The organism is Phormidium tenue FACHB-1052 (genome assembly GCF_014696675.1).
GTDB lineage: Bacteria > Cyanobacteriota > Cyanobacteriia > Phormidesmidales > Phormidesmidaceae > Nodosilinea > Nodosilinea tenuis_A.
In genome coordinates, this window is record NZ_JACJQN010000002.1 from 321,007 (window position 1) to 343,227 (window position 22,221).

A 22,221-nucleotide genomic window follows, 5' to 3' on the forward strand; every position below is an offset into this window, starting at 1 on the left:
CAGCCCGAGCCGAGAAGGGAAAAGCGTGATTATTACAGAGCTACTGGCTATCTTGTCGATCGCGGCGGCGACGGGGCTGCGGCTGGCGCTGCCGCTGCTGCTGATTGGCCTGCTGTCTGGCCCTCAGCTTTGGTCTAATGTGCCCCTGCTGTCCCAGTTGCCCCCGGCCCTGGTGCTGGGAGTGCTGGTGAGCTGGTCGATAGCTGAGCTGATGCTTTCGAAGAGCAGTGCCAGCCAGCGATTTTTTCAGGGTTTGGAGCTGATATTGAGCCCTGGTGTCGGGGCTTTGGCGGGGCTAGGGGTGGCTCGCACCTTCGGCCTAGAGGGCTGGATCTATCCCCTGATTGGCCTGATCAGCGCCCTGCTGGCCCTGGTAATTCAGCTATTGCAGATGGGGCTGTTTTTCCGGCCTCGTCGCCCACCCCTGTGGAGCTTTTTTGTAGTCGACGGGCTGTGCATAGTGCTCGCCATACTGGCCTTTGACGCCCCTAACCAGGGGGGCATCATTGCGCTGCTGCTGCTGTGGCTGGTGATTCGCACCTCTTACCTATGGCAGCACTGGCCCCGGCGATCGCGGTCCTAGAGAATGCCCACAAAATGCAGTGGGCCACGGCCGCTAACCAGCTCTAGCAGCAGGGCTAAAAAGCCTACCATAGCCAGTCGCCCATTCCATACCTCGGCGACAGGGGTGAGCCCCCAGGCCGATCGCTCTTGGGGGTAAATTTTGACTTTTTTGTCGGGCTGCACTACGTCGGAGAAGAGCTGGCATGGGGCTTCTAAAGCCTCAGTAACCATGTCGGCCATGTCGGCGATAAAACGGGGATGGGTGTTGAGGGCGGGCACGCGGTGAAACCCATGAATACCTGCTTCTTCGGCAATTTCGCGGTACTCAATGTCGATCTCTTGCAGGGTCTCAATGTGCTCGGAGACAAAGCTGATGGGCACCACCACCAGATCTTTGACCCCCTGCTGGGCGAGCTGCTCGATCGCATCTTCGGTGTAGGGCTGGAGCCACTCGACGGGCCCCACCCGGCTCTGGTAGGCCAGGGTGTGGGGATTGGGGCGGTTGAGAGACTGCATGATCAGCTCGGTGCAGTGCTCGATCTCGCGCTGGTAGGGGTCGCCGGCTTCTTCGACGTAGCTGACGGGCACCCCGTGGGCGCTAAAGAAAATGTGGGCCTGGTCGGGGTTTTCGAGTTTGTCAAGCTCCTGGGCAATCAGGTCAGCCATGGCCTCGCTATAGCCAGGGCGCTCGTACCAGGAGGGGATGGCGGTGTAGACAATGCGTTGGAGAGCCGGGTCTTCGAGCCACAGCCGCTCTAGCAGACGAAAGCTGGAGCCGCTGGTACTGATCGAAAACTGGGGATATAGGGGCAGCACCACCAGCTTTTCGACCCCGTCGCGCTTGATTTGAGCCACGGCCTCTTCGGTGAAGGGGTACCAGTAGCGCATGCCGATGTAGATATTGGCCTCGGTGCCTTTGTCAGCTAGCACCTGCTTGAGAGCGTCGGCTTGCTCTTCGGTGATGCGGCGCAGGGGCGAGCCACCGCCAATCTGCTGGTAGTTGGCCTGCGACTGTTTGGCGCGCGAGCTTGAGATTAACCAGGCCAGGGGCCGCTGGAGCCAGGGGAAGGGCAAACGAATAATTTCTGGATCGGCAAACAGGTTAAACAAAAAGGGGCGAACGTCGTCGGGCTGCTCTGGCCCCCCCAGATTTAGTAATAAGACCCCAACACGACCCATGGCACTGTAGTGGCTCTAAAGTAAGTACTCATACCCCAATTATTCTACAAGCTGAATGAACGGTTTCCGACGTTGATGGCTTCCCCCGCGGCTTTAGATGACGCGATCGCAGCGCTCAACAACCGCCTCAAAGCCGCCCGCCTGGGGCTCCAGGTAGAGCGTCGGGGCGATCGCCTCAAACTGTGGGGCACCCTACCGCCGCGACAGCATCAAAACTCGGCCCCAACAGCAGCGCATTCCCCTCACGCTGCCCGCTACCCCAGCCGGACTCAAGCAGATTGAGCGCGAGGCCAATGGGATTGCTGCCTAGACAATCAAGCACCGCTTTAGCTGAGCCAACTATCTGACCCCAGCAGGAGACGGAGTTCCAGGTTGATCGGTTGCCCAGACTGAGGCCCACCTGGGTAGCGCCACCCTGCACTGATGCCGTGCAGGCGGCTCTGCAACCAGGCACTTGGCAGACCCCTTTGTAGCTCAGGCAGTAGAGAAGACGAATACTTAACGATATGCTAAGAAACATTTAGCTTAGATGGATCGGCTCTTTCCTTTAAGCCGTTAGGCAAGTCGCCAAGAGCCTAAACAGGGTTGTAGTTGTTATCAGCAAAAGGGCAGTGCTTTTTGTGGCGAATGGCAAATCTACCTAATCTACTGGCTCATAGTAGCTCCATAGACAGATGCTAAGCGGCCTGGCCCTGTGGCGGGTCCAGTCTGGTTACTGTCTTTTGGCATCGGCAGCATCTACTGTTCTGGCTATGCCCAACCGATGAAAATTTTACTTGTTGAGGATGACCCCTCTACCCGAGAACTTTTGGTCTTTCACTTGACTGCGGCCCGCTACACCGTGGAACAGGCGGCTGACGGCCTCATTGCTCAGGAGTTGGCGGCCCTGTGGAACTACGACCTAATTTTGCTAGATGTGAATATTCCTCGGCTGGATGGCCTTAGCCTGTGCCGTTACCTGCGGGGGCAGGGTGTCTCTACCGCGATCTTAATGCTCACTGCCCAGGCCAAAGACGAAGATGTGATCACCGGGCTAGACGCCGGGGCCGACGACTACGTAACTAAGCCCTTTGAGGTATCTCAGGTGCTAGCTCGCATTCGCGCTCTGCTGCGGCGAGGGGCGCGAGCGGCCACCATTCCGCCGCTGGTGTGGGGGCAGCTATGCCTTGACCCAACCCTGGCCCAGGTCACCTTTAGCGGCCAAGTCGTGCCCCTCACACCGAAGGAATACAGTCTGCTGGAGCTGTTTTTGCGCCATCCCCAGCGAGTGCTGAGCCGCAGTGCCATTCTCGACCACCTGTGGACAATCGACGATTCGCCTACTGAAGGGGCGGTGACCAACCTGGTCAAGGATCTGCGCAATCGCCTCAAGCGCAGCGGCGTGGTCGAAAACTTAATTCAGACGGTATATGGGCTAGGCTATCGCCTTCGCGATTTGCCGCCAAGTTTGGTTCTAGGGACAGTCAATAACGGCTTCCACGGGCCTAGTGGTGGGGCTCAGGCAGAGACTAAGCCGCTGGTTACCACGCCCAAGAGCAAGGCTTTAGAGGCGATCGCCGCTCGGTTTCAGGCGTCGCTTCAGCAGCGGTTGGCGGTGGTCGAGGCGGCGGTGCGATCGCTCCAGGCGGGCAGCTTGCCGCCCCAGCAACGGGCCATTGCTCAAGATGAGGCCCATCGGCTAGCCGGTGGGTTGGGCACCTTTGGCTATGACGAAGGCTCGACCCATGCCCGTCAGATCGAGCAGTTACTGGGCGATCGCCCCCTACAAACGACAGAAGTTGACCAGCTCTCTCGCCACCTGCTCGACCTCAAGCAGACGCTAGCTTTAACCCCTAAACCAATCTCGACCGAGATCGACGGGGCGATCGCGCCGATCCAGCGCCATCTGGGGGTAGCCCTGGCGGTGGAGCCGAAATTGCTCACCCGCTTGCAGGTCGATGCCGCCAGCCATGGCTGGCACCTCGCTCAAGCCACCGACCTGAGCGAGCTTTTGCAGACCTTGGCCCAGGGCCGAGCGGAGGCGGTGGTGCTCACCCTCGACCAGAGCGCCCCTTTGGCTGAGAAGCTGGCCCCCCTGCGGGAGGTCAAGCACCGCTTTCCCCGGATGCCGGTGCTGGTCTTGACCGGCCACGACAGCCTAGAAGAACGGGTGCAGGTGGCACGTCTCCAGGGCGATCGCTACCTGGTAGCACCAGCCACCCCAACCCAAATTTTCGATATCCTAAACCACCTCTTGCCGGAAACCCAAGCGCCCGAGGCCCAGGTGATGGTGGTTGACAACGACCCCATCACTCGGGGTGCCATTACAGAATTGCTCACCCCCTGGGGTCTTCAGGTCACAGAGCTGGGTGACCCCAGCCAGTTTTGGGAGGTGCTGCGCCAGGTGCAGCCCGACTTACTGCTCTTGGCCTTAGAAATGCCCACCTTTAGCGGCATCGACCTGTGCCAGGTGGTGCGCCAAGACTCGCGATTTGGCAACCTGCCCATTCTGATGGTAGCGGCCCATCCTGACACCGTGACCGTGCGCCAGGTATTTGAGATGGGGGCCGACGACCTGATCGGCAAGCCCATCGTGGGGCCAGAGCTGGTCACGCGGGTGCTAAGCCGAATTGAGCGATCGCGACTGCGCCAGCAAATTGAGCAAATGCGCCACCATCAGGCTCTCTACTGGACTCAGCAAGAAACCACCGACCCCCTTACCCAGGTGGCCAACGGCCTGCACTTTGACGCCTTTTTACAGCAGCAGTGGGAGCGTCACTGCCGCGACCAGGCTCCGATCTCGCTGATTTTGTGCAGCCCCGATCGCCTCTATACCTACTATCAAGTGTACGGACAGCAGGCGGGCGATGCTGCCCTGCGCCGCATTGCTCGCACCCTGCACCGCACCATCAACCCCAACATTGACCTGGTGGCCCGCTGCGGCGACGATGAATTTGCCGTTGTGCTGCCCAACACCAACCTAGATGGGGCGCTGCGGGTGGTCTCGCGCATGCAGCAGGCCGTTACCGATCTCAAAATTCCTCAGCCCAGCCCTGACGGGGGCAGCTACATTACCCTAAGCTTAGGCATTGGCGGCACTACCCCCACCGGCAGTCTCTCCAGCGATCTGCTATTGAAAACCGCCGACCAGGCCCTTAAGGATGCCAAAGGGCGCGGCGGCAACACCTTTTGCCTGTACCCAATGTGCTGAGTTGACTCGACTTTGCCATGAAGTTTTCTCTGCGCAACTTGCTCATCGTGCCGTTTTTGCTCCAGGTGATTGGCATTACGGGGCTGGTGGGCTACCTGTCGTACCGCAGTGGAGAGCGGGCCGTGCAGGATATCGCCCGTCAAATGATGAGGATCACAGGTCAGCGGGCCAGGGAAAATCTCGACGCCTACCTGCAAACGTCTCGCTTTGTGGCTCAGACCAATGCCTATCTGCTCGAAACCGGGACGCTCAGCAGCACCGACCTAGCTACCCTGGAAAGTCACCTGGTAGAACAGCTCCAGCTATTTCCGGAGCTGACGGGCATGGTCGTTGCCAACGAGGCCGGTGCGTTTCTCAACATCGCTCGTCAAGCCCCACCAGGATTTTTCTCGGTGCGGCAGCGGAATGTGACCGTGGTCGACAACCGGCTCTACCGCTACCAGCTAGATGTCGCTGACCAATCTAAGACTTTGCTGCCGCCGATTCGGCAGGGCTACGACCCCCACCGTGATCCCCCAGATAACCCGTGGTATGCAGCAGCTCAATCTAGCCCCCAGGGCCTATGGCGGCTAGTGGTGAGCCTAGAGCGAGGCGACGAACAGCCTCAACTGGTGATGGTGCGGTTTGTCCCCTTTCAAACCCCAGAGGGAGAGTTTGGCGGTGTCTTTAGCACCGGCATTTTGCTCACGCAGCTAGGGGAGTTTTTGCAGCAGCTAATTCCAAGCGGCGAGGGTCAGATTTTCTTGATTGAGCCCGACGGTCACCTGGTGGCGACCTCCACTGGAGAGCTGCCTTTTGATCAACAGCCGCGTTCTGATCCGGCGCAGAATGTAGCGTTGCAGTCTCGCCGACTGGCGGTGGGGCAAAGTCGTAATCCACTCACTCGGACGGTGGCGGCCCACTTGGTTGCCGACTATGGCAGCTTTGTGAACGTGCGATCGCCCCGCTTTTCCCACCTCCAGTTTGACCAAAAACAATATTTTGTCCAGACAACACCGCTCCAGGGCGACTTGAACTGGCTACTGGTCACCGTAGTACCGGCCTCTGAATTTATGGCCAACATCTATGCCAACACAGCCCGTACGGCCCTGCTGTGCGCCCTGGCCCTGATGGGATCGATCTGCCTAGGCATTTGGACGGCGGAATATATCGCCAAGCCGATTTTGTCGCTACAGCGGGCAACCCAGGCCATGACTGCTGGGCTGGCTGTGGTGCCGCCCACCCAGCCCAGCACCATTCAGGAAGTCGAAGCCCTGCGCCAGGGGTTTGACCGCATGGTGGGTCAGCTGGTGTCGTCATTTTACGCTCTCAAGGATCGAGAGAACACGCTGGCTACTTTTTTGAACGGGGTGCCCGTGGCCCTGAGCGTACACGACCAGTCGGGGCAAATGCTGTTTCTCAATACCAAGGGCAAAGAGCTGTTGGTGAATGGCATTATGCCCGCCGACTCTGGACAACTCGCAGAAACCTATCGGCTCTACCGGGCCGGCAGCGACGAGCTATACCCCACCGACGAACTGCCGGTGGTGCGCGGGCTGCGGGGTGAAACCGCCTACACCGATGACATTGAGGTCGAAGCTGGCGATCGCCGCATTCCCCTAGAGGTACACACGATCCCAGTGTTCAACAGCCTGGGGCAGGTGCTCTACAGCATCAATACGTTCCAAGACATTACTGAACGGCGACAGGTCGAGCGATTTCGGGTTGACTACCAGCGCGAGCTAGAGCATCAGGTAGCTCAGCAAATGGCTTCACTGGCGGCCAGTGAGGCCACCCAAAAGGCTCTGATCAACGCCATTCCTGACCTACTGATGCGCCTGGGGCGGCAGGGTTTCCCGCTGGCGATCTATAACCTAGAGTCGGTGAACTGGCTGGGCGATCGCAGCCAGCTCTACGAGAAGAGCATGTATGACAACCTGCCTAGCCCCATTGCCCAGGAGCGCCAGCGCTGCGTCAATCTGGCCCTAGAGACGGGTAGCATTCAGCGCCAGGAGTACGAGTTTGTCGCCGGGGGCCAGACGTTCTACGAAGAGGCACGGATTATTCCGGTGACCCAGGACGAGGTGCTGGTGGTGGTGCGCGACATCAGCGATCGCTACCGCATCGATCGCCTCAAGGATGAGTTTATCTCCATCATCAGCCACGAGTTGCGCACGCCCCTAACGGCTATTCGTGGGGCTCTAGGCATTTTAGAGTCGGGGGTGCTGCACAACCGGCCCCAGAAAGCCCAACAGATGCTGGGCATGGCCCTCAACAATACTGAGCGACTGATTCGGCTGGTCAACGACATCCTCGATCTGGAGCGCCTAACGTCGGGCCGCATTGAACTCAAGCTGGAACCCTGCCCCTTAGACGAGCTGATGGTGCTAGCAGTCAACGGGGTAGAGGCGATCGCCGTGGAGGCCAACGTCACCATTCAGGTCACTCCCGCCGCCGCTACAGTGCTGGCCGCCCCCGATGCGGTGGTGCAGACCCTCACCAACCTGCTGGGCAACGCAATCAAATTTTCTGAGGCGGAGAGCAAAATTTGGCTGACGGCGACCCTGGTCTCCACTCCTAGAGTGATGGCTGCTTCTGACATAGCTGGGGAACAGCCAGGTTGGGCGCGGGTTGCAGTCAAAGACCAGGGACGAGGTATTCCAGCGGCGCGTTTGGAGACGATTTTTGAGCGCTTTCAGCAGGTGGATGTGTCAGATTCACGGCAGCGCGGGGGTACCGGGCTGGGGCTGGCCATCTGCAAACAGATTGTGGAGCAGCACGGCGGGGAAATCTGGGCAGAGAGCCAGGTCGGCCATGGCAGTACATTTTTCTTTACGCTGCCGCTGAAGGGATCATGAGCAAGCGAATTTTGGTCATTGACGACGAACTGGACATTCGCGAAGTAGTCTGCCTCTCGCTGGAGGAGTTTGGCGGCTGGCAAACCGACAGTGCCGGGTCAGGACAGGAGGGCTTGGACAAAGCCCTAGCCGCCCCATGGGACGCTATCTTGCTCGATGTCTCAATGCCCGAGATGGATGGTTTTGCAGTCTATGAGCAGCTTCAGGCTAACCGCAAAACTCAGTCTATACCAGTGATTTTGCTCACCGCTAAGGTGTTGAGCAGCGATCGCGATCGCTTTTGTACCCTGGGTGTGGCTGGAGTAATTGCTAAGCCCTTTAACCCAGTGACGGTATGGCAACAGATGGCCCAGATCTTAGACTGGGCCATCTGACCAAAGAACTCAGGAGCAAAGCTAACGAGGATGACTAACCAGTCGCCAGCAATGCAGCCGAAAAAAACGAGCGGATTGCCCCTAGGCGGGGGTAATCATCAGCACCAAGGCCTTTTTATCGAGGGCCTGCACCTTGCCCGCGTCGCCAATATCCTTCACGATTCTGTCGAGCAGCTCTCCAGCGCGATCGCGGTGCTGGTGCTCACGCCCGCGCAGGCGCACCAAAAACTTGACCGAGTCTCCCTTCGACAGCCACTCGACCGAGCGGCGAATCCGGAGCTGGTAGTCAGACTCACCCACGTTGGGGCGCAGCTTGACCTCTTTCAAAGACGGCTTAGAGCTTTGCTTCTGCCGCTTACTCTGCTGGTACTGAAGCTTGCCGTAGTCCAGAATTTTGGCCACAGGGGCATCTTTGCCGTTAGAGACCACCACCAGGTCAAGTCCTGCATCCTCGGCCAGCGTAAGCGCCTCGCGAGTTTCCATGAGACCCCGGTTTTGGTTCTCTTGGTCGATTAAGAACACCTGAGGTGAGCGAATTTGCCGGTTTACCAGTTGCGTCTTAGAAATAAGTCGTTCCTCTCAAAATTCGACAGTTGGCCGGGGGCGATGGCTAAGGACAGAAGTGACCCTAGGGCTGCTTGGCCTAGCAACCATACACCTAATACACCTAGAAGGGTATTATCCATCATGTTATCCATAGAATAGCTTAGCTTTTAGGCTAGAGCTGTGTCGAAATATCCGGTCTTAACAAAACGGTAGATGCCTTATCAAGTCGGGCTTTGATCCCGCTATGCTGGGGCGTACAACAGAACTCGTAGGGGAAGCCCCATGGCCGCATATTTCGCCACCGTTGCCCGTGGGCTAGAGGCCTTAGCCGCCGCCGAACTCAAAGATTTGGGTGCCCAGCAGATCGAGCCGGGCTTTTGCGGCGTTGCCTTTGAGGGCGACCTGGCCCTGCTGTATCGGGTCAACCTCTGGTCGCGGCTAGCCTTTCGGGTGCTGGTCAAGCTGGGTGACTTTTCCTGCTACGACGCCGAAGATCTCTACCGAGGCATCCAAAAAATCGACTGGCGGCCCTACCTGACCCCTGAGCTCACCTTTGCCGTCGATGCCACCGGCAAAAACCGCAGTCTCAACCACAGCCACTTCACCGCCCTTCAGGTGAAAAATGCTGTGGTTGATCAGCAGCGGCAGCACTGGGGCGATCGCTCTACCATCGACACTCAGCACCCTGAGGTGCGGCTCAACGTCCACGTTCAAGACGACATGGCCACCGTCAGCCTCGACAGCTCAGGGTCAAGTTTGCACCGTCGAGGCTATCGCCCGGCGGTGGGGGCCGCCCCGCTCAAAGAATCCCTGGCAGCAGCGCTGGTGAAGCTGACGGACTGGCCCGGCAATGTGCCGCTGCTGGATCCCCTCTGCGGCTCGGGCACGCTGCCGCTAGAGGCCAGCATGGCGGCGCTCAATATCGCCCCAGGCATTTTTCGCGAAGAGTTTGGCTTTCAGACCTGGCCTGACTTTGATGGCGATCTTTGGGATGACCTGTGGCAGGAGGCCGAGGCAGCGCGTAAAGACGATTTAGGTGTTTGGGTGGGGGGGTGCGATCGCGATCCCGATATCATTCACCAGGCCCGTCTCAATGCCCAACGCTGCGATCTGGACGAACAGATCAACTTTTGGGCCGCTGACTTGGCTGACCTAGAGGCTCCTGCCGACAGCGGCTTTCTGCTGTGTAACCCGCCCTATGGCGAGCGTCTGGGTGCCGACGAAGATCTAGGAGCTTTCTACAAACTGCTGGGGAACGTGCTGAAGCAGCGCTTCAAAGGCTGGACGGCCTTCGTGCTCAGCGGCAACAAAGCCCTGTCGCAACACATTGGCCTCAAGTCGGCTCAGCGAGTGGCTGTCTATAACGGCACGCTCCCCTGCCAGTGGCTCAAGTATGAACTGTATTAGGGAGATCTTAAGGTAGAAAGTCCTTTAGGACTTCCTAAGCAATTCAAAGCTAGCTCTCTACCACCGTTACCTCGGCAGCCTCTTCTTCCCAAGCCAATTCACCTAGACTGTGGCCTAGCTTGTCGGCAATGCCCTCAATCCAGGCTTCGTCTTGGCGGGTATAGCTACGGGGGGCGTTGGCGGCCAAGATTAGCGCGCCGCCCTGGCCCATGGGCTGGCAGATCACGCCTTGGGTATTTTCGGGCAGATAATCAAACTCCACCCGGCCTGGGTAAATACTAAGTTTTACTAAATACACGGCTTTGCCGGTTTCCAACACCCGTTTTAGAATCGGGCCGGGAGTAACGTCGGCCTTGGGGGATAAAATTCCTCGCCGCAGCAGGGTTTTGCCCTGACGATAGACAACGACAGAGCGCGTAACAGTATTAGTAAGCAGTAAATGGGAGGCCCAGGCCAGTTCAGTTTGGACGGCATCGGACAGAGTGGCATCTAGCTCTAACCCTTCTTTTCCAATCAAGGCAACGGCTTCGGGCAGAGTCGGCTGCACGCGCTGCCACAGCAGGCCGGTCAAAATCAGGAGAGCGCTGAGAATCACACCCATCACATCCGATCGCGCCTGAGATTCGGTCAGGGCAGGGGTTAGCACTCGATTGAGCAGCAGCAGAGTGCCGCCCAAGCCTCCCGTCACCAGCGGCAGCAGCCGTAGCACCCGGTTTGGGTCATTTTGCGCCATTTTTAGACCTGTCCCTCGATTTGCCTCTTTCCTGATTTTAATGGGGTTTAGGCTTCTCGCAGTGTAGAGGGCGGCGGGGCATCAGCATTCCCCGCCGATACCCCGCCGTCGCAGTGGGCTAACTGTTGCAGCCGCAGCCGGGATGGCCGCAGCCCGCAGACCCTTCGGGATGACCGTTGGCACAGGCTTCGCTGCAAAAATAGTGGCCATCTTTTTCTACGGCCTGGCTGGTGTCAACGACGCACAGGCACGAGTCACAGGCACATTTCATTTGGGTAACGGTGGTCATGGCAAGTTTCCTCTTGGGCTAGGTGAACTAAACTGATGGTCAAATACTTGAACACCTGTTCATGGATAAACCATAACATATGAACAAGTGTTCATGGGTTAAATGGTCACGATAGTTCGTTGTGATGTTTGGAATATGCCCCTAGGCCCTGGCTATGCTTCAGAGATGACTGGTATGGCTAGCGATCGCCCCCCGCTCGACGACCCTTCCTGCCACCACGCTGGCCCGTCACCTGTGGACGAGATTTTGAGCATAGAAAAGGCCCAGCGCATGGCCGAGTTTTTTGGCGTGCTGGGCGATCCCAATCGCTGGCGCATTCTCTCGGCCCTGGCGCTGAGGGAGATGCGGGTGGGCGAACTGGCTGCGGCTGTAGCCATGAGCGAGTCGGCGGTGTCGCATCAGCTGCGGATTTTACGCGCCACTCGCCTGGTCAGCTACCGCAAGCAGGGGCGCAACGTGCTCTACTGCCTCAAGGATGATCACGTCTTTAATCTGTATCGAGAAGCTTCGGATCACTTGGATGAACCGTCAGAGGATTAGATGGGTAGGGGGTAGGGGGTGGATGGGTTGGGTAGAAGTATTTTTGAACCTCAGACCGTAAGCCTCAGACCGTGAACCTGTTTCCAGTGAAACGGTAGACTGGAGTATTGCCGGGTTGTCGTATTGCTATGACTGTTTCTCCCCTTGCTCAGGATGCTGCTACTCAGCCGCTGTTGGCGATCGCCCAGGCCACACGTCAGGCGGCGCAAACCTTAGCTAGCCTGTCGGCTGAGGCCAAGAATCAGGCGATCGAGGCGGTGGCTGCTGCTCTAGAGGCCAATACCGATCGCATCGTGGCGGCCAACCAGGCCGATTGCGAAGCTGCCCTGGCCGACAACCTGGCCAAGCCGCTCTACGGGCGGCTCAAGCTAGACGGGGTGAAGCTGGCGGGGGCGATCGCCGGCGTGCGCGACGTAGCCCGCCTGAGCGACCCGGTGGGAACAGTGCAAATTCACCGCGAGCTAGACGAGGGACTCGTACTCAAGCGGCTGGCGGTGCCCCTGGGGGTGCTGGGGGTAATCTTTGAGTCGCGCCCCGACGCGGTGATGCAGATTTCGGCCCTGGCGATTAAGTCGGGCAACGGGGTGATTCTCAAAGGGGGCAAAGAGGCGGTCCGATCGTGCACGGCCCTGGTAGAAGCCATCAAGCAGGGGCTTGAGCATGCTGGGGTAGACCCAGCGGCGGTGCAGTTGCTCACCACCCGTGAAGAAACCCGCGCTCTGCTAGATCTAGAGGGCTACGTGGATTTAATTATCCCGCGTGGTTCCAACGCGTTTGTGCGGTTTGTGCAAGAGAATACGCGCATTCCGGTGCTGGGCCATGCCGACGGCATTTGCCATCTCTACATCGACAGCGAGGCGAATTTGGAGCAGGCGATCGCCATTGCCGTCGATGCCAAAACTGCCTATCCCTCGGCCTGCAATGCGATCGAAACCCTACTAATTCACCAAGACATGGCCGCTCAAGGATTGCCAATGCTAGCGGCGGCGCTGCGGGCAGCCCAAGTGGAACTGCGGGGCGACGGGCAGGCGCGGCAGATTTTGCCTGATTTAATTCCTGCCGCTGAGGAAGACTGGGCCACAGAGTACAGCGATCTGATTTTGTCGATCAAGGTCGTGGCGTCGGTGGAGGAGGCGATCGCCCACATCAACACCTACGGGTCGCGTCATACCGAAGCGATTGCGACCCAGAACCCCGTCACCGCCGCCCACTTTATGGATCGCGTCGATGCTGCTGGGGTCTATCACAACTGTTCGACCCGCTTTGCCGACGGCTTTCGCTACGGCTTTGGGGCCGAAGTTGGCATCAGCACCCAAAAGATGCCCCCTCGCGGGCCAGTGGGGCTAGAGGGATTGGTCACCTACAAGTATCAGATGGTTGGCGACGGTCACGTTTCCACAACCTATAGCGGCAGCAACGCCAAACCCTTCACCCATCGAGATCTGGCTTAGAGCAACTCCAGCAGAATTGTGGGATAGCTGCTGTCGGCGACGGCGAGAGAGCATGAGAACTAATTTTCCAATGCCTCATCTAGCACCTGGCGGGCTGATTCTGCTTGAGTTCTGGCTTCTTTGAAGCGCAGGTTGCTCTGGGCAAACGACTTCAAAACCTTGAAACCGTCCTTCAATTCAGTCACCTGGTCGTCGGTCATGGGGTCATCGGTAAACAGCAGATCTACTAGGTCACGCACCTGGAGTGCTTCATCGCGAGATGACTGCACTTTTACCTTGAGCGTGGCCAACTGGTTTAAAACCTGAATGGCTTCTACGACGGCGTCTTCTTGCTGCTGCACGGCTGCGGAGGAGATAGGGGGCTGTACTTCTACGAGTTGCTCGACGCTAAAACCATCGGCCAAAGCAGTAGGCAGTTCGCCGTCGTCAAGCATGGCCATGAGCTGATCCATCGCTTTGTCGCGGGCTTTGCGAGAATCTTTGCCCGATACCGTTAAAACGACATCTGGGCTTTGGGCCAGGGTGTATTGAACCATTAATATAGATCGTGCGTACTAGATCAGTATACGCCACCGGGTTCCCAGGCAAGCAACTATTCTCGCATACCCCCCTGCACCACCGATCGCAACCGCTCGTGCAGCTCTGACCCATCGCGCCGGGGTACAAAGGGCTGAATAATGTCGGCTTGATGCCAGGGGGATGCAGCCTCCGCAGGCAGCGGGCGAAAATCGGGGATGTTGGGGGTGTTTGGTGCAGAGGCGATCGCCGGTTCGCCTGCAACCTCAGTATCCAGTTCACCGCCGTCCAGTGAGTCAGTAGATACCTCTACTTCTAGACTGGTTGCAAGCGAGTCAGAGGCCAAGCCGGTAGGCGCTGGGATATGAGATGCATCGTCAAAGGGCGGTGCGTCAGGCTCTAGCGATGCATCAGCCTCTAGGTCTAGGCTAGGCGGTGCGATCGACGGCAGAGGCCGACGAAAGGATGAGGACTCTGTGCCATCGCCATAGCCGGTCGGGCAGAGCAGCGACTGGCCCAAAATAATCGACTCAAACTCGCGATTGAAGTGGCGAATGGGCTGGCCCCGTCGCTGCCACAGCTTAAGAATTTGGTCGATAGAAATAACCTTGTAGCGCCCCTGATATAGCGCTTCGGTAATAGCATGGCTCACCCAAACCGGGCCAAACTCTGCCAACCAATCGGTAATAACAGCTTTGGTAGGGTAGTCCTCAGCATCAAAGCTGTAGCTGGTGAGCAACTGGTAGATGGGCTCAACATCTGGAGTGTTGCCGAGGTGAGTCATAATGGTTTGCCTACGCGCTAATCCCCACTAAGCGGGGTATTTAGGTAGTCATCGCCTTTTAGCTTAATCTTAAGCCTACGTAAAGACTACCATCGTAAGGTTTATTACCTTTCCTGGCAGGCAGGGCTACTGCACTACCACATCGCTGGGGGTATCTGGAGGCGCATCAAAGGGAGCGGTGCGCCCCACCCAATCAAAACCGCTAATTCGAAATCCTAAAAACCCGGTTTCTTGGGTGGGGCTGTAGGTTAGCAGCAGCCCGTAGGCGCGGCGGCGGTATTCGAAAATGAGGTTGCTATCAATGGTGCGCCCGCTATCAACATTAATCGAAGTTTGAAACCCAGCTAAAAAAGGCCCGTAGATCTGCTGAATGATGCCCCCCGACAGCACGTTTTGGTCAACCGTTCGATCGAACAGAAAGGGGGATGTATCGCCACCGATAATGGTGCGGTTAAAGCCAATATTGAACTGGGTGTAGTCGAAGGTGTTGCGCTGCAGGTGGCCCAACTGACCCGACAAAACAACTCTGGTTTCTAGCGACTCCTGTAAGTCGCTGCTGGTGTAGTAGGTGGCTCCACTCCGCAGCCCGACCCCTAGCACCAGGTTAGGCACCAGCGGTCGGGGAGAATAGCGCAACCCTTCGGTGGGGGTAGCGGGTAGTGGTTGCCCCTGCCACAGCAAGAAGTTGCGAGTGAGGTCAGCGCTACCCTGAAACCGAAATAGGCTAGTTAAGCCTATGCCTTCCCCAGGGTTGAGGAGATCAGGCCGATCGGTGTTGGCGGTAATGTATTGCCCAGAGACCTGATAGGTGAGGTTAATACCGCTGTTGCCCAGGGCCACCACAGGAGACTCAAGCAGGGCACCAATGGTATTTTGCACATCCTGAAACCCGAGGGAGCCGTTGAAGAGGCGATCGCGGTAGCTGTACTCCAGGGTGAGGCGATGGGTGCCAAGCAGTTGTCTGGCCCGAAAGCTGGCCCGAAACCGCTCGCTGAAGTTGGCCAAGTCAAACCCTGCTAAACTCAGCGAGCCCAGGAGCTGGGTGCGCGGCCCCAGGGGGCCCTCAACCTGGGCTGCCAAACCAAAGTTAGCCGGGTCAGCAAGGTTGTAGTTTGAGGCACCCAGCCAGCGGGAGACAAAAAACTGCGGCGCGATCGTAATGCTCAAAGGCCCCGCTATGTTGATCGGCACTGGGGCTTCGACGAACAGGCCGCCGCGATCGCGGCCATCAATGCCAATGCCCGTGGGCAGCGGATTTAGGGCTTCTGGCGGCAGCTGCCCTCGGGTGAGCACAAAGCGGTTCCTAAACAGCGGAATGGAGAGGCCTTGGTTAAATACCAGCCGGGGGCGCTCAAACACCAGCTCGTCCTCTAACTCGTTGAGAGGTGTGAGCCGCACACTATCGGCCCTAAACTCCAAGTCTGGAGGCGAGAAGGGATCGTTGGTTAGCCGCACCTGCTCGCCATACCAGCCGTCGGCATCAAAGGAAATTTGCTCGGCCTCAAACCGTACCCGCTCAATGGGGCGCTGCTCACCCCCCAGCAGCACCTGGGGATCGCCCGTCGCCAGGGCAATTCCGCCTGGGCTGGTGACCTGAGAAATGGAGCGCTGATTTTGCAGCCGATAGTCGAGGGGAACGTTAGTCCCCTGCCCTAGACCAGCCGAATCGGTAGAAAAATCGTCTTCTAGGGCGGGCAGCTCTAGCTCGCCCCGGCTTTCGGTAATCGTGCCTGCCCCCTGCAACAGGTTGTAGGTGGCGGTTGCGCCTTCGATAATTTGATTATTGCGGTTAAAGAAAACGTTGCCTTCGGCCCGCAGATGGCGATTGACTAAGTTCGCCCAGAGGCGATCGGCGGCTAGCTGCCCTGTGCCAAACTGCACCAGCACGTCGCCGGTCGCGGTCACAATCTGGCGAACGGGCTCAAACTCCTGGCGATCGGCCCGCAGCAATATAGAGCCTACCCCCTCAGTCGGCAGTTCGGTCTCGACAGGGGTATCTTCGACGGGGGCAGCGGGTGATTCAGGCTCAGGCGGTTCAGGCTCAGAATTTTCGGGTTGAGGACTTTCAGGCTCAGGTTCAGGCTGAGGCGGTTCTGAATCAACTTCAACAGGGTCTTCGGTGTCCTCGATCGCGGGGTCAGCAGGCACCAGCGGCGCGCTCTCGGTGGGCTCAGGCACCAAAGGCTCAGAGTCGTCATCAATCGCCAACAGCGGTGAGAGCAGGCTAACTCCGCTTAAAGTCAGGGGTGCGACGACACTATCGGCTGGGGCGATTGACCAAAGGCCAGGCTCCACCAACGCAACCGCCTCCAGCCCTGGATGGGAGGCCGCTACCGCTGAGACCAGCACGACTTCGGCTGATTCTGGGGGCGGGGGCACAGCGGGCAACATAGGCGGCAAAGGCATGGGCTGGCATCACCAAAGCAAAAACAAAGCCCGGCAAGCGGGCTCAAGCAGGCCGCTGTCACCAGGCTATTAACCTTGATGTAGCAGCCCTAGGGCACAGACGGGCAACCCAGGGCAGGGCCGCCAATTCCCAGACTACTTTTGGCGGTACAGGTTCCGCAGGGCACGCTAAGTGGCAAGCCCCGGAGCAACTCCTGGGGCATTTGCCATCTGGTAAACATCAACCTGTCACCCAGGTAGACCTAGTCCATGTCTTGGCGGCCGGGGTTGCGGGAGGGGTCGCCGCTCAAAAAGCCAAACACAAACAGGGACACAAAGAAGGCGACTACGAGGTAAACCACAATCTTGAGGGTGAGCATGAGTTAGGTCTCCAAACCGGTAGCAGAGTAGGCCCAAGACCTGCCCCAAACAGTAGCCACATTCCGCTGACGGAAACGGCCCCGGTGCAGGACTAAGCTGGGTCTATCATATCGCCAAACGTTCGCCTATCTGCTGGCCCTGATCAATCTACCAAAGCGATCGCAGCCAGGCCCACGCCATTCGTAGCCAAGTTTCGAGCACGTAGAGCACCCAGTCTAAACCCCGCAGCACGGTGACCAAAGGCGGGTCAACGTAGTTGATCTGGGTGACTTTGACGTCTAGAGCGCCTGGGGAATCGAGTTGATACTGGTTCGTTCCCGTGAGTGTAGTTGAGTCGGACAAACGGTCAGCAGTGACAGTTTCGATGGGTAAACGCTGGCGGCTCGGGGCGTTGACGGAGCCTGGCCTTTGGTCAATCGCCCCATCCTGTCCCTGCTGGGTTCCCAGGGCAGAGAAATTAGATTCTCTAGAAGCTAAGGATACCGTCCCAGCCACCGCTACCGCCAACTCAGCGGCTTGCTCAACCGAGGTCGTCGCTGGCAGGGTTCTAAATGCAAACTGACCGCTCAACTGCGGCGGGTGTTGACCCGCGATCGCTTCCAGCTCCGTTGGTTCGGCGTGGGGGCGTTGGGACACAATGGCGCGTCCGAGGATGCGTCTGCCCAGGGCGATCGGCCCAAGGCCAGACTTCGGCAACGCCGGGGTCATTGCCGACTGGCTGGCTTCGCCAAACAGATTGGTGGCCGCCGCCAGGGGGCTGGTTTGCAGCCAGCGCAGCGCAGCGGGTAGCCAGCGCAGGGGGGGCAGCACCGCTGGGTTGGTTTGGGGTAGAGGCAGCCCAGGCTGCTGGAACTGAGAGTGAAGACTACGGCGGCGCTGCACCCGAGCATATTCTGCCAGCATGAGCACCAAAGCCCGCTGAAGTCGCTGCTGCTGGTCATCGGTCAGGTCAGCAAAAATCCCGTTGTCAACGGTCACGAGTACTAGCTGCCGACTAGCTAAGTCTGAGGCGATACCGCGAATGGGTTCATTGAGCGGCACTAGGTGCCACTGGCCGGGGGTTAGCACTGCCCCCGCCTTCGACTGTTTGAGCCATGGCCCATGGACGTTGACCAACTGTAGTCCGCCAGGCCGAACCATCTGACCGTGGACTACCGGCGGTTGAATGACCGACAGCAAAGCGCGAATAGGTGTGTCTGCTGCTACCAGTTCTGGCGGGAGTGCTCCGGTGAGTCTGGCCCAAACCGGTTGCCACGGACGAGTAGCTTGCAGCCGCCGAGCGCTCATTCTCAACCCCTGCACCGCTGCATAGAGGGGGTAAACGGCCACTTGCAGACCCCACACCGCTGCGGTACGCCCCTGCCGCAGCCAATGCCCGGTGCTGTGGGCCACCTGCCGATACCCCGCCACCAAGCGGGCTACGGTCTGGCTGCGAAACGAGCGCGACGAAGTCGCCATAACTCTGCCTACACTGGGAAGACTGCCTTGATCATACCGGAGCCATGCCCCCTGCCACCGTTCTCCCCGTACTACCGCCGCAGATTTTAGCCACCCTCGATCGCCTCCGTCACCTCAGTCAACTGGATGTGCGGGGTACCTGGCACCGCTGTCCCGAAGTTGTGGAGAATCTGGATCTTTCCCTTGGCAATGCCTGGCAAACCTGGCCGCTAGCACCGCTAAACGATCGCCATCACATCGCTTGGCCCAAGGGCAAAGTGCCCCTATGGCTGCACCAGCGCTTTACCTGGCCCAGCGATCGCAACGGTTATCCCCTTCAAGGACTAACAGCACGGCTGGCCCTGCGCTGGTGGGCCGACCAGGCCGATATGTTCATCAATGGCGAACTGGTGCAAACGGGGGATATTTTCGACTGCTGGACGCGGATTGTGCTGACGGACTGCGTTTTGCCGGGAGAATCGGTGGATGTCTCCCTGAAGCTGCTGAGCCCTGGCCACGACGAAGGGGCGCTGGTGCAGGCCGAACTGGTGTTTGAGGCTATGGCAGGCGACTGCCCCGAACCCGGCTTTGTGGCTGACGAACTGGCGGTGTTGGCCACTTATCTAGCTCAGTTTGATGGAGCAAAGCTCGACATTCTCACTCAGGCTCTTGAAGAAATTGATTGGGATGGGGTGGGCGATCGCTTTCACACCTCCCTGCTGCGCGTGCGAGATGCCCTAAAGCAGTTTTCTCCCTGGCTCAAGCAGCGCACCCTCCACTGCCTGGGCCACGCCCATTTAGATCTAGCCTGGCTCTGGCCCGTACCTGAAACCTGGGTAGCGGCTGAAAATACCTTTCGCTCGGTGCTGGCGTTGCAGCAAGACTTTCCTGAGCTGACCTTTACCCACTCTTCCCCAGCGCTGTTTGCCTGGCTAGAGCAGCACCGCCCGGAGCTATTTGCCACCATTCAGCAACAGGTAAAAGCGGGACGGTGGGCGATCGATGCGGGGCTGTGGGTTGAGCCTGATCTGAATTTGCCGGGGGGAGAGGCGATCGCCCGACAGATTCTCTACGGCCAGCGCTACTGTGCTGAGAAATTTGGGGAGGTGAGTGCGATCGCCTGGCTGCCCGACACCTTCGGCTTCTGCTGGCAACTGCCCCAGCTGCTCACCCAGGGCGGCATTCGCTATTTCGCCACTCAAAAACTGCGCTGGAACGACACCAACCCCTTCCCCCACGACCTGTTTAGCTGGCAGGGGCTAGATGGCACCGAGATTACGGGCGTCACCCTGCCTCCCATCGGCACCGACATCACCCCAGTCGAGATGGCTCAATATGCCTGTCAATGGGAAACCAATACAGGGTTCGTGGATGCCCTCTGGCTCCCCGGCGTCGGTGACCACGGCGGCGGCCCCACCCGCGACATGCTGCTCAAAGCCCAGCGCTGGGCCAGTTCTCCCTTCTTTCCCACCCTCACCTGGGGCCATGCCGTTCCCCTCTTCGACCGGCTCACCACCCCGGTGTCTTCAATTCAAAATTCAAAATTCAAAATTCAAAACTCTCTTACCCCCTCACTCCCCCACTCCCCCACCCCTTCACTTCCCACCTGGCATAACGAACTCTACCTCGAACTCCACCGGGGCTGCTACACCACCCACGGCGATCAAAAGCAGTACAACCGCCGCTGCGAAGACCTGCTGTTTCAGGCCGAGCTGTTCGCCTCTATCGCCGCGATCTATGAGCTTCAGCCCTATCCCGCTGTCGAGCTAGAAGCTGCTTGGAAGCACGTTCTCTTTAACCAGTTCCACGATATTTTGCCGGGGTCGTCGATCCCCGAGGTGTTTGAGCAGGCGAACGAGGAATGGCAGGCGGCGTTGGAGATGGGCGATCGCATTCTGCAAACCTCTCTCCAGGCTCTCGCCGAGCGCTGTCCCCTACCCTCGCCTCCCCATCCCAAGGCTGTGCCCGTGATGCTGTTTAACCCGCTGAATTGGGAGCGCAGCGAAGTGGTGGCGATCGCGCTGTCCCCTACCCTGGCTCAAACTTCCTGGCAAGCGCAGAATGTTGAGGGCCAAACGCTACTTACCCAGCCTGAACAAACTGGCTCTCCCGCGCTCTTGGTCTACGTTCCCGCTATTCCCTCTGTGGGCTATCGCCTGATCTGGCTGATTCCTGCTGAGACGGCCCCACCCAGTGCAGCCCCCGCTGAGTGGATTTTAGAGAATGCCCATCTGCAAGCCACCATCGACCCAGCCACGGGCGGCATCGCTAGCCTGATCCACAAAGCCACCGGCACCGAAACCTTCCAAGGCCGTGGAAACCAGCTCCAGGCCTTCAAAGACGAGGGCCAGTATTGGGACGCGTGGAACATTGCCCCCGACTACCAAGACCATCCCCTAGATGCGTTTGTGCTCAAGAGTATTAGCTGGATTGAGTATGGCCCCGTGCGGCAGACTCTCCGGGTAGTTCATAGCTTCAATCAGTCCACCATCGTCCAAGACTACCGCTTAGAGGTAAATTCACCCGTGCTCGCGGTTCACACCGAGGTCGATTGGCAGGAAACTCAGGTGGTGCTGAAGGCGGCGTTTCCGCTGACGGTGTCGGCAGCTGAGGCGACCTATGAAATTCCCTTTGGGGCGATCGCCCGCTCCACCACACCCACTACTCCCCAAGAGCAAGCCAAGTGGGAAGTGGCCGCCCTGCGCTGGGCCGACATCAGCGATGGGGAACGCGGTGTGAGCATTCTGACCGACTACAAGCACGGGTTCGATGCCACGCCCAATCAGCTGCGGCTGACGCTGCTCAAGGCTCCTATTTGGCCAGATCCGGGGTGCGATCGTGGCATTCAGACCTTCAGCTACGCTATTTATCCCCACGCTCATAGCTGGCAGCAGGCCAAGACCGTGCAGGCCGCTCGCAACTTCAACCTGCCCATTCAGCCCTGGGTGGTGTCATGCCCTGCCATATCTGAAGAGGCTCAGTCCTGCAACAGCTTCCTCGATTTAGGAGACACTGGGTTTGTGCTTTCAGCCTTCAAGCAGGCAGAAGGATCGGCAGATCACTACATTCTGCGCGGCTACGAAAGTAATGGTCTAGAAACATCCCTGAAGCTTCAAGGATCTATCCCCATGGAGGTGACGGGGCGAGTAAATTTGCTAGAAGAACCCTGTGAAGCGAAGGGATGGCACAAGGTAGATCCCTGGCAGATTGTCAGTCTGGCGGTGTCGATTAGCTCAGCTCTATAAACAACCCAAAAGTTTTGCAGGTTGCTCCTTAGCCATTGCCAGGAGCTATCCCAGTCACCAGAGCACTGATCGCGGGGGTAATAGCCTGCAAAACCGGCGACAAAATTACCACCGAGGCGGCTGCAATCACAATGGTTGTTGCCAGCCGCGTGACCTGGTCAGAGGCGTTTTGGTAAGTGTCAAATTTGAAGTTGAGCTTCTCAACATCGGTTTCTACTCTGCCGATATCAGTCTTCACGTTGCTGATGTCGGTCTCTACCCGGTCGAGTCGCTGGTTGATTTGCCGCAGCTCTGACAAGATCTGCTGCTGAAATCCTTCGGGTGTTTCGCTGGCCTGCATCACCTAATCCAGTGAGTCGGTGT

General features: G+C 58.5%; 19 protein-coding genes. 9 read left to right on the forward strand and 10 right to left on the reverse strand.

Features of this window, described 5'->3' with window-relative positions; all coding sequences use genetic code 11:
- Nucleotides 1–25: 25 nt before the first annotated feature.
- The gene (locus H6G07_RS05355; RefSeq protein ID WP_073607205.1) at nucleotides 26–583 is read left to right on the forward strand and encodes a DUF4126 domain-containing protein; all 558 of its coding nucleotides are present in this window, start codon (nucleotides 26–28) and stop codon (nucleotides 581–583) included.
- Here H6G07_RS05355 and hemH read toward each other — a convergent pair.
- On the reverse strand, nucleotides 580–1,743 hold the full coding sequence (gene hemH / locus H6G07_RS05360; RefSeq protein ID WP_073607204.1) for a ferrochelatase: 1,164 nt from the start codon (nucleotides 1,741–1,743) through the stop codon (nucleotides 580–582). The genes H6G07_RS05355 and hemH overlap by 4 nt on opposite strands.
- 75 nt (nucleotides 1,744–1,818) lie before the next feature.
- On the opposite strand from hemH, the gene H6G07_RS05365 reads away from it, so the two are divergent.
- From H6G07_RS05365 to H6G07_RS05380, 4 genes are all read left to right on the forward strand, one after another.
- Nucleotides 1,819–2,025 (forward strand): hypothetical protein, encoded by a 207-nt coding sequence (locus H6G07_RS05365; protein ID WP_073607203.1) that lies wholly within the window; start codon nucleotides 1,819–1,821, stop codon nucleotides 2,023–2,025.
- A 481-nt stretch (nucleotides 2,026–2,506) separates the two neighbouring features.
- A complete protein-coding gene (locus tag H6G07_RS05370; RefSeq protein ID WP_073607480.1) occupies nucleotides 2,507–4,933 on the forward strand; it encodes a response regulator in 2,427 nt (808 codons plus the stop codon).
- A gap of 17 nt (nucleotides 4,934–4,950) precedes the next feature.
- Nucleotides 4,951–7,770, forward strand: coding sequence for an ATP-binding protein (locus H6G07_RS05375; RefSeq protein ID WP_073607202.1), 2,820 nt, complete (start codon nucleotides 4,951–4,953; stop codon nucleotides 7,768–7,770).
- On the forward strand, nucleotides 7,767–8,144 hold the full coding sequence (locus H6G07_RS05380; RefSeq protein WP_073607201.1) for a response regulator: 378 nt from the start codon (nucleotides 7,767–7,769) through the stop codon (nucleotides 8,142–8,144). The genes H6G07_RS05375 and H6G07_RS05380 overlap by 4 nt, the downstream gene beginning before the upstream one ends.
- 81 nt (nucleotides 8,145–8,225) lie before the next feature.
- Here the strand turns inward: H6G07_RS05380 and infC are convergent, their stop codons facing one another.
- Nucleotides 8,226–8,711, reverse strand: coding sequence for a translation initiation factor IF-3 (infC, locus tag H6G07_RS05385; protein ID WP_084172886.1), 486 nt, complete (start codon nucleotides 8,709–8,711; stop codon nucleotides 8,226–8,228).
- A 261-nt stretch (nucleotides 8,712–8,972) separates the two neighbouring features.
- Between infC and H6G07_RS05390 the strand changes: the two genes are divergently transcribed.
- Nucleotides 8,973–10,097: a THUMP domain-containing class I SAM-dependent RNA methyltransferase gene (locus tag H6G07_RS05390; RefSeq protein ID WP_073607199.1), complete on the forward strand. Its 1,125-nt coding sequence runs from the start codon at nucleotides 8,973–8,975 to the stop codon at nucleotides 10,095–10,097.
- 49 nt (nucleotides 10,098–10,146) lie between these two features.
- Here the strand turns inward: H6G07_RS05390 and H6G07_RS05395 are convergent, their stop codons facing one another.
- Together H6G07_RS05395 and H6G07_RS05400 are read right to left on the reverse strand one after the other, a co-directional pair.
- Nucleotides 10,147–10,830: a cofactor assembly of complex C subunit B gene (locus H6G07_RS05395; protein ID WP_073607198.1), complete on the reverse strand. Its 684-nt coding sequence runs from the start codon at nucleotides 10,828–10,830 to the stop codon at nucleotides 10,147–10,149.
- 118 nt (nucleotides 10,831–10,948) lie between these two features.
- Nucleotides 10,949–11,119 (reverse strand): metallothionein, encoded by a 171-nt coding sequence (locus tag H6G07_RS05400; protein WP_073607197.1) that lies wholly within the window; start codon nucleotides 11,117–11,119, stop codon nucleotides 10,949–10,951.
- Nucleotides 11,120–11,254: 135 nt separating this feature from the next.
- Here H6G07_RS05400 and H6G07_RS05405 point away from each other — a divergent pair, with 135 nt between their 5' ends.
- A complete protein-coding gene (locus H6G07_RS05405; protein ID WP_242026635.1) occupies nucleotides 11,255–11,659 on the forward strand; it encodes an ArsR/SmtB family transcription factor in 405 nt (134 codons plus the stop codon).
- A 128-nt stretch (nucleotides 11,660–11,787) separates the two neighbouring features.
- The gene (locus H6G07_RS05410; RefSeq protein WP_073607196.1) at nucleotides 11,788–13,110 is read left to right on the forward strand and encodes a glutamate-5-semialdehyde dehydrogenase; all 1,323 of its coding nucleotides are present in this window, start codon (nucleotides 11,788–11,790) and stop codon (nucleotides 13,108–13,110) included.
- Between the two features lie 59 nt (nucleotides 13,111–13,169).
- On the opposite strand, the gene H6G07_RS05415 is transcribed toward H6G07_RS05410, so the two are convergent.
- From H6G07_RS05415 to H6G07_RS05435, 5 genes are all read right to left on the reverse strand, one after another.
- On the reverse strand, nucleotides 13,170–13,646 hold the full coding sequence (locus tag H6G07_RS05415) for a hypothetical protein (RefSeq protein ID WP_073607195.1): 477 nt from the start codon (nucleotides 13,644–13,646) through the stop codon (nucleotides 13,170–13,172).
- Nucleotides 13,647–13,702: 56 nt separating this feature from the next.
- A complete protein-coding gene (locus H6G07_RS05420) occupies nucleotides 13,703–14,410 on the reverse strand; it encodes a DnaD domain-containing protein (RefSeq protein WP_073607194.1) in 708 nt (235 codons plus the stop codon).
- Nucleotides 14,411–14,536: 126 nt separating this feature from the next.
- Complete coding sequence (locus H6G07_RS05425; RefSeq protein ID WP_084172885.1) at nucleotides 14,537–16,816, reverse strand: DUF3769 domain-containing protein; 2,280 nt, start codon at nucleotides 16,814–16,816, stop codon at nucleotides 14,537–14,539.
- A gap of 242 nt (nucleotides 16,817–17,058) precedes the next feature.
- Nucleotides 17,059–17,175 carry a photosystem II reaction center protein I gene (locus tag H6G07_RS05430; protein WP_073607192.1) on the reverse strand — a complete coding sequence of 39 codons (117 nt, stop codon included), beginning with the start codon at nucleotides 17,173–17,175 and terminating at the stop codon, nucleotides 17,059–17,061.
- A gap of 148 nt (nucleotides 17,176–17,323) precedes the next feature.
- Nucleotides 17,324–18,634 carry a hypothetical protein gene (locus H6G07_RS05435; protein WP_073607191.1) on the reverse strand — a complete coding sequence of 437 codons (1,311 nt, stop codon included), beginning with the start codon at nucleotides 18,632–18,634 and terminating at the stop codon, nucleotides 17,324–17,326.
- A gap of 44 nt (nucleotides 18,635–18,678) precedes the next feature.
- Between H6G07_RS05435 and H6G07_RS05440 the strand changes: the two genes are divergently transcribed.
- Nucleotides 18,679–21,858, forward strand: coding sequence for an alpha-mannosidase (locus tag H6G07_RS05440; protein ID WP_073607190.1), 3,180 nt, complete (start codon nucleotides 18,679–18,681; stop codon nucleotides 21,856–21,858).
- 28 nt (nucleotides 21,859–21,886) lie between these two features.
- Here the strand turns inward: H6G07_RS05440 and H6G07_RS05445 are convergent, their stop codons facing one another.
- Nucleotides 21,887–22,198, reverse strand: a complete 312-nt coding sequence (locus H6G07_RS05445) for a ssr2422 family thylakoid membrane protein (RefSeq protein ID WP_073607189.1) — start codon at nucleotides 22,196–22,198, stop codon at nucleotides 21,887–21,889.
- Nucleotides 22,199–22,221 lie beyond the last annotated feature (23 nt).

Excerpts from the sequence above, each read along its gene's own strand:
- H6G07_RS05410 (WP_073607196.1), top strand. The coding sequence starts at position 11,788 with ATGACTGTTTCTCCCCTTGCTCAGGATGCTGCTACTCAGCCGCTGTTG.
- H6G07_RS05405 (WP_242026635.1), top strand. The coding sequence starts at position 11,255 with ATGCCCCTAGGCCCTGGCTATGCTTCAGAGATGACTGGTATGGCTAGC.
- H6G07_RS05375 (WP_073607202.1), top strand. The coding sequence starts at position 4,951 with ATGAAGTTTTCTCTGCGCAACTTGCTCATCGTGCCGTTTTTGCTCCAG.
- H6G07_RS05415 (WP_073607195.1), bottom strand. The coding sequence starts at position 13,646 with ATGGTTCAATACACCCTGGCCCAAAGCCCAGATGTCGTTTTAACGGTA.
- hemH (WP_073607204.1), bottom strand. The coding sequence starts at position 1,743 with ATGGGTCGTGTTGGGGTCTTATTACTAAATCTGGGGGGGCCAGAGCAG.
- H6G07_RS05445 (WP_073607189.1), bottom strand. The coding sequence starts at position 22,198 with ATGCAGGCCAGCGAAACACCCGAAGGATTTCAGCAGCAGATCTTGTCA.
- H6G07_RS05430 (WP_073607192.1), bottom strand. The coding sequence starts at position 17,175 with ATGCTCACCCTCAAGATTGTGGTTTACCTCGTAGTCGCCTTCTTTGTG.
- H6G07_RS05390 (WP_073607199.1), top strand. The coding sequence starts at position 8,973 with ATGGCCGCATATTTCGCCACCGTTGCCCGTGGGCTAGAGGCCTTAGCC.
- H6G07_RS05380 (WP_073607201.1), top strand. The coding sequence starts at position 7,767 with ATGAGCAAGCGAATTTTGGTCATTGACGACGAACTGGACATTCGCGAA.
- H6G07_RS05420 (WP_073607194.1), bottom strand. The coding sequence starts at position 14,410 with ATGACTCACCTCGGCAACACTCCAGATGTTGAGCCCATCTACCAGTTG.
- H6G07_RS05365 (WP_073607203.1), top strand. The coding sequence starts at position 1,819 with ATGGCTTCCCCCGCGGCTTTAGATGACGCGATCGCAGCGCTCAACAAC.
- H6G07_RS05425 (WP_084172885.1), bottom strand. The coding sequence starts at position 16,816 with ATGCCTTTGCCGCCTATGTTGCCCGCTGTGCCCCCGCCCCCAGAATCA.
- H6G07_RS05400 (WP_073607197.1), bottom strand. The coding sequence starts at position 11,119 with ATGACCACCGTTACCCAAATGAAATGTGCCTGTGACTCGTGCCTGTGC.
- H6G07_RS05435 (WP_073607191.1), bottom strand. The coding sequence starts at position 18,634 with ATGGCGACTTCGTCGCGCTCGTTTCGCAGCCAGACCGTAGCCCGCTTG.
- H6G07_RS05440 (WP_073607190.1), top strand. The coding sequence starts at position 18,679 with ATGCCCCCTGCCACCGTTCTCCCCGTACTACCGCCGCAGATTTTAGCC.
- H6G07_RS05395 (WP_073607198.1), bottom strand. The coding sequence starts at position 10,830 with ATGGCGCAAAATGACCCAAACCGGGTGCTACGGCTGCTGCCGCTGGTG.
- H6G07_RS05370 (WP_073607480.1), top strand. The coding sequence starts at position 2,507 with ATGAAAATTTTACTTGTTGAGGATGACCCCTCTACCCGAGAACTTTTG.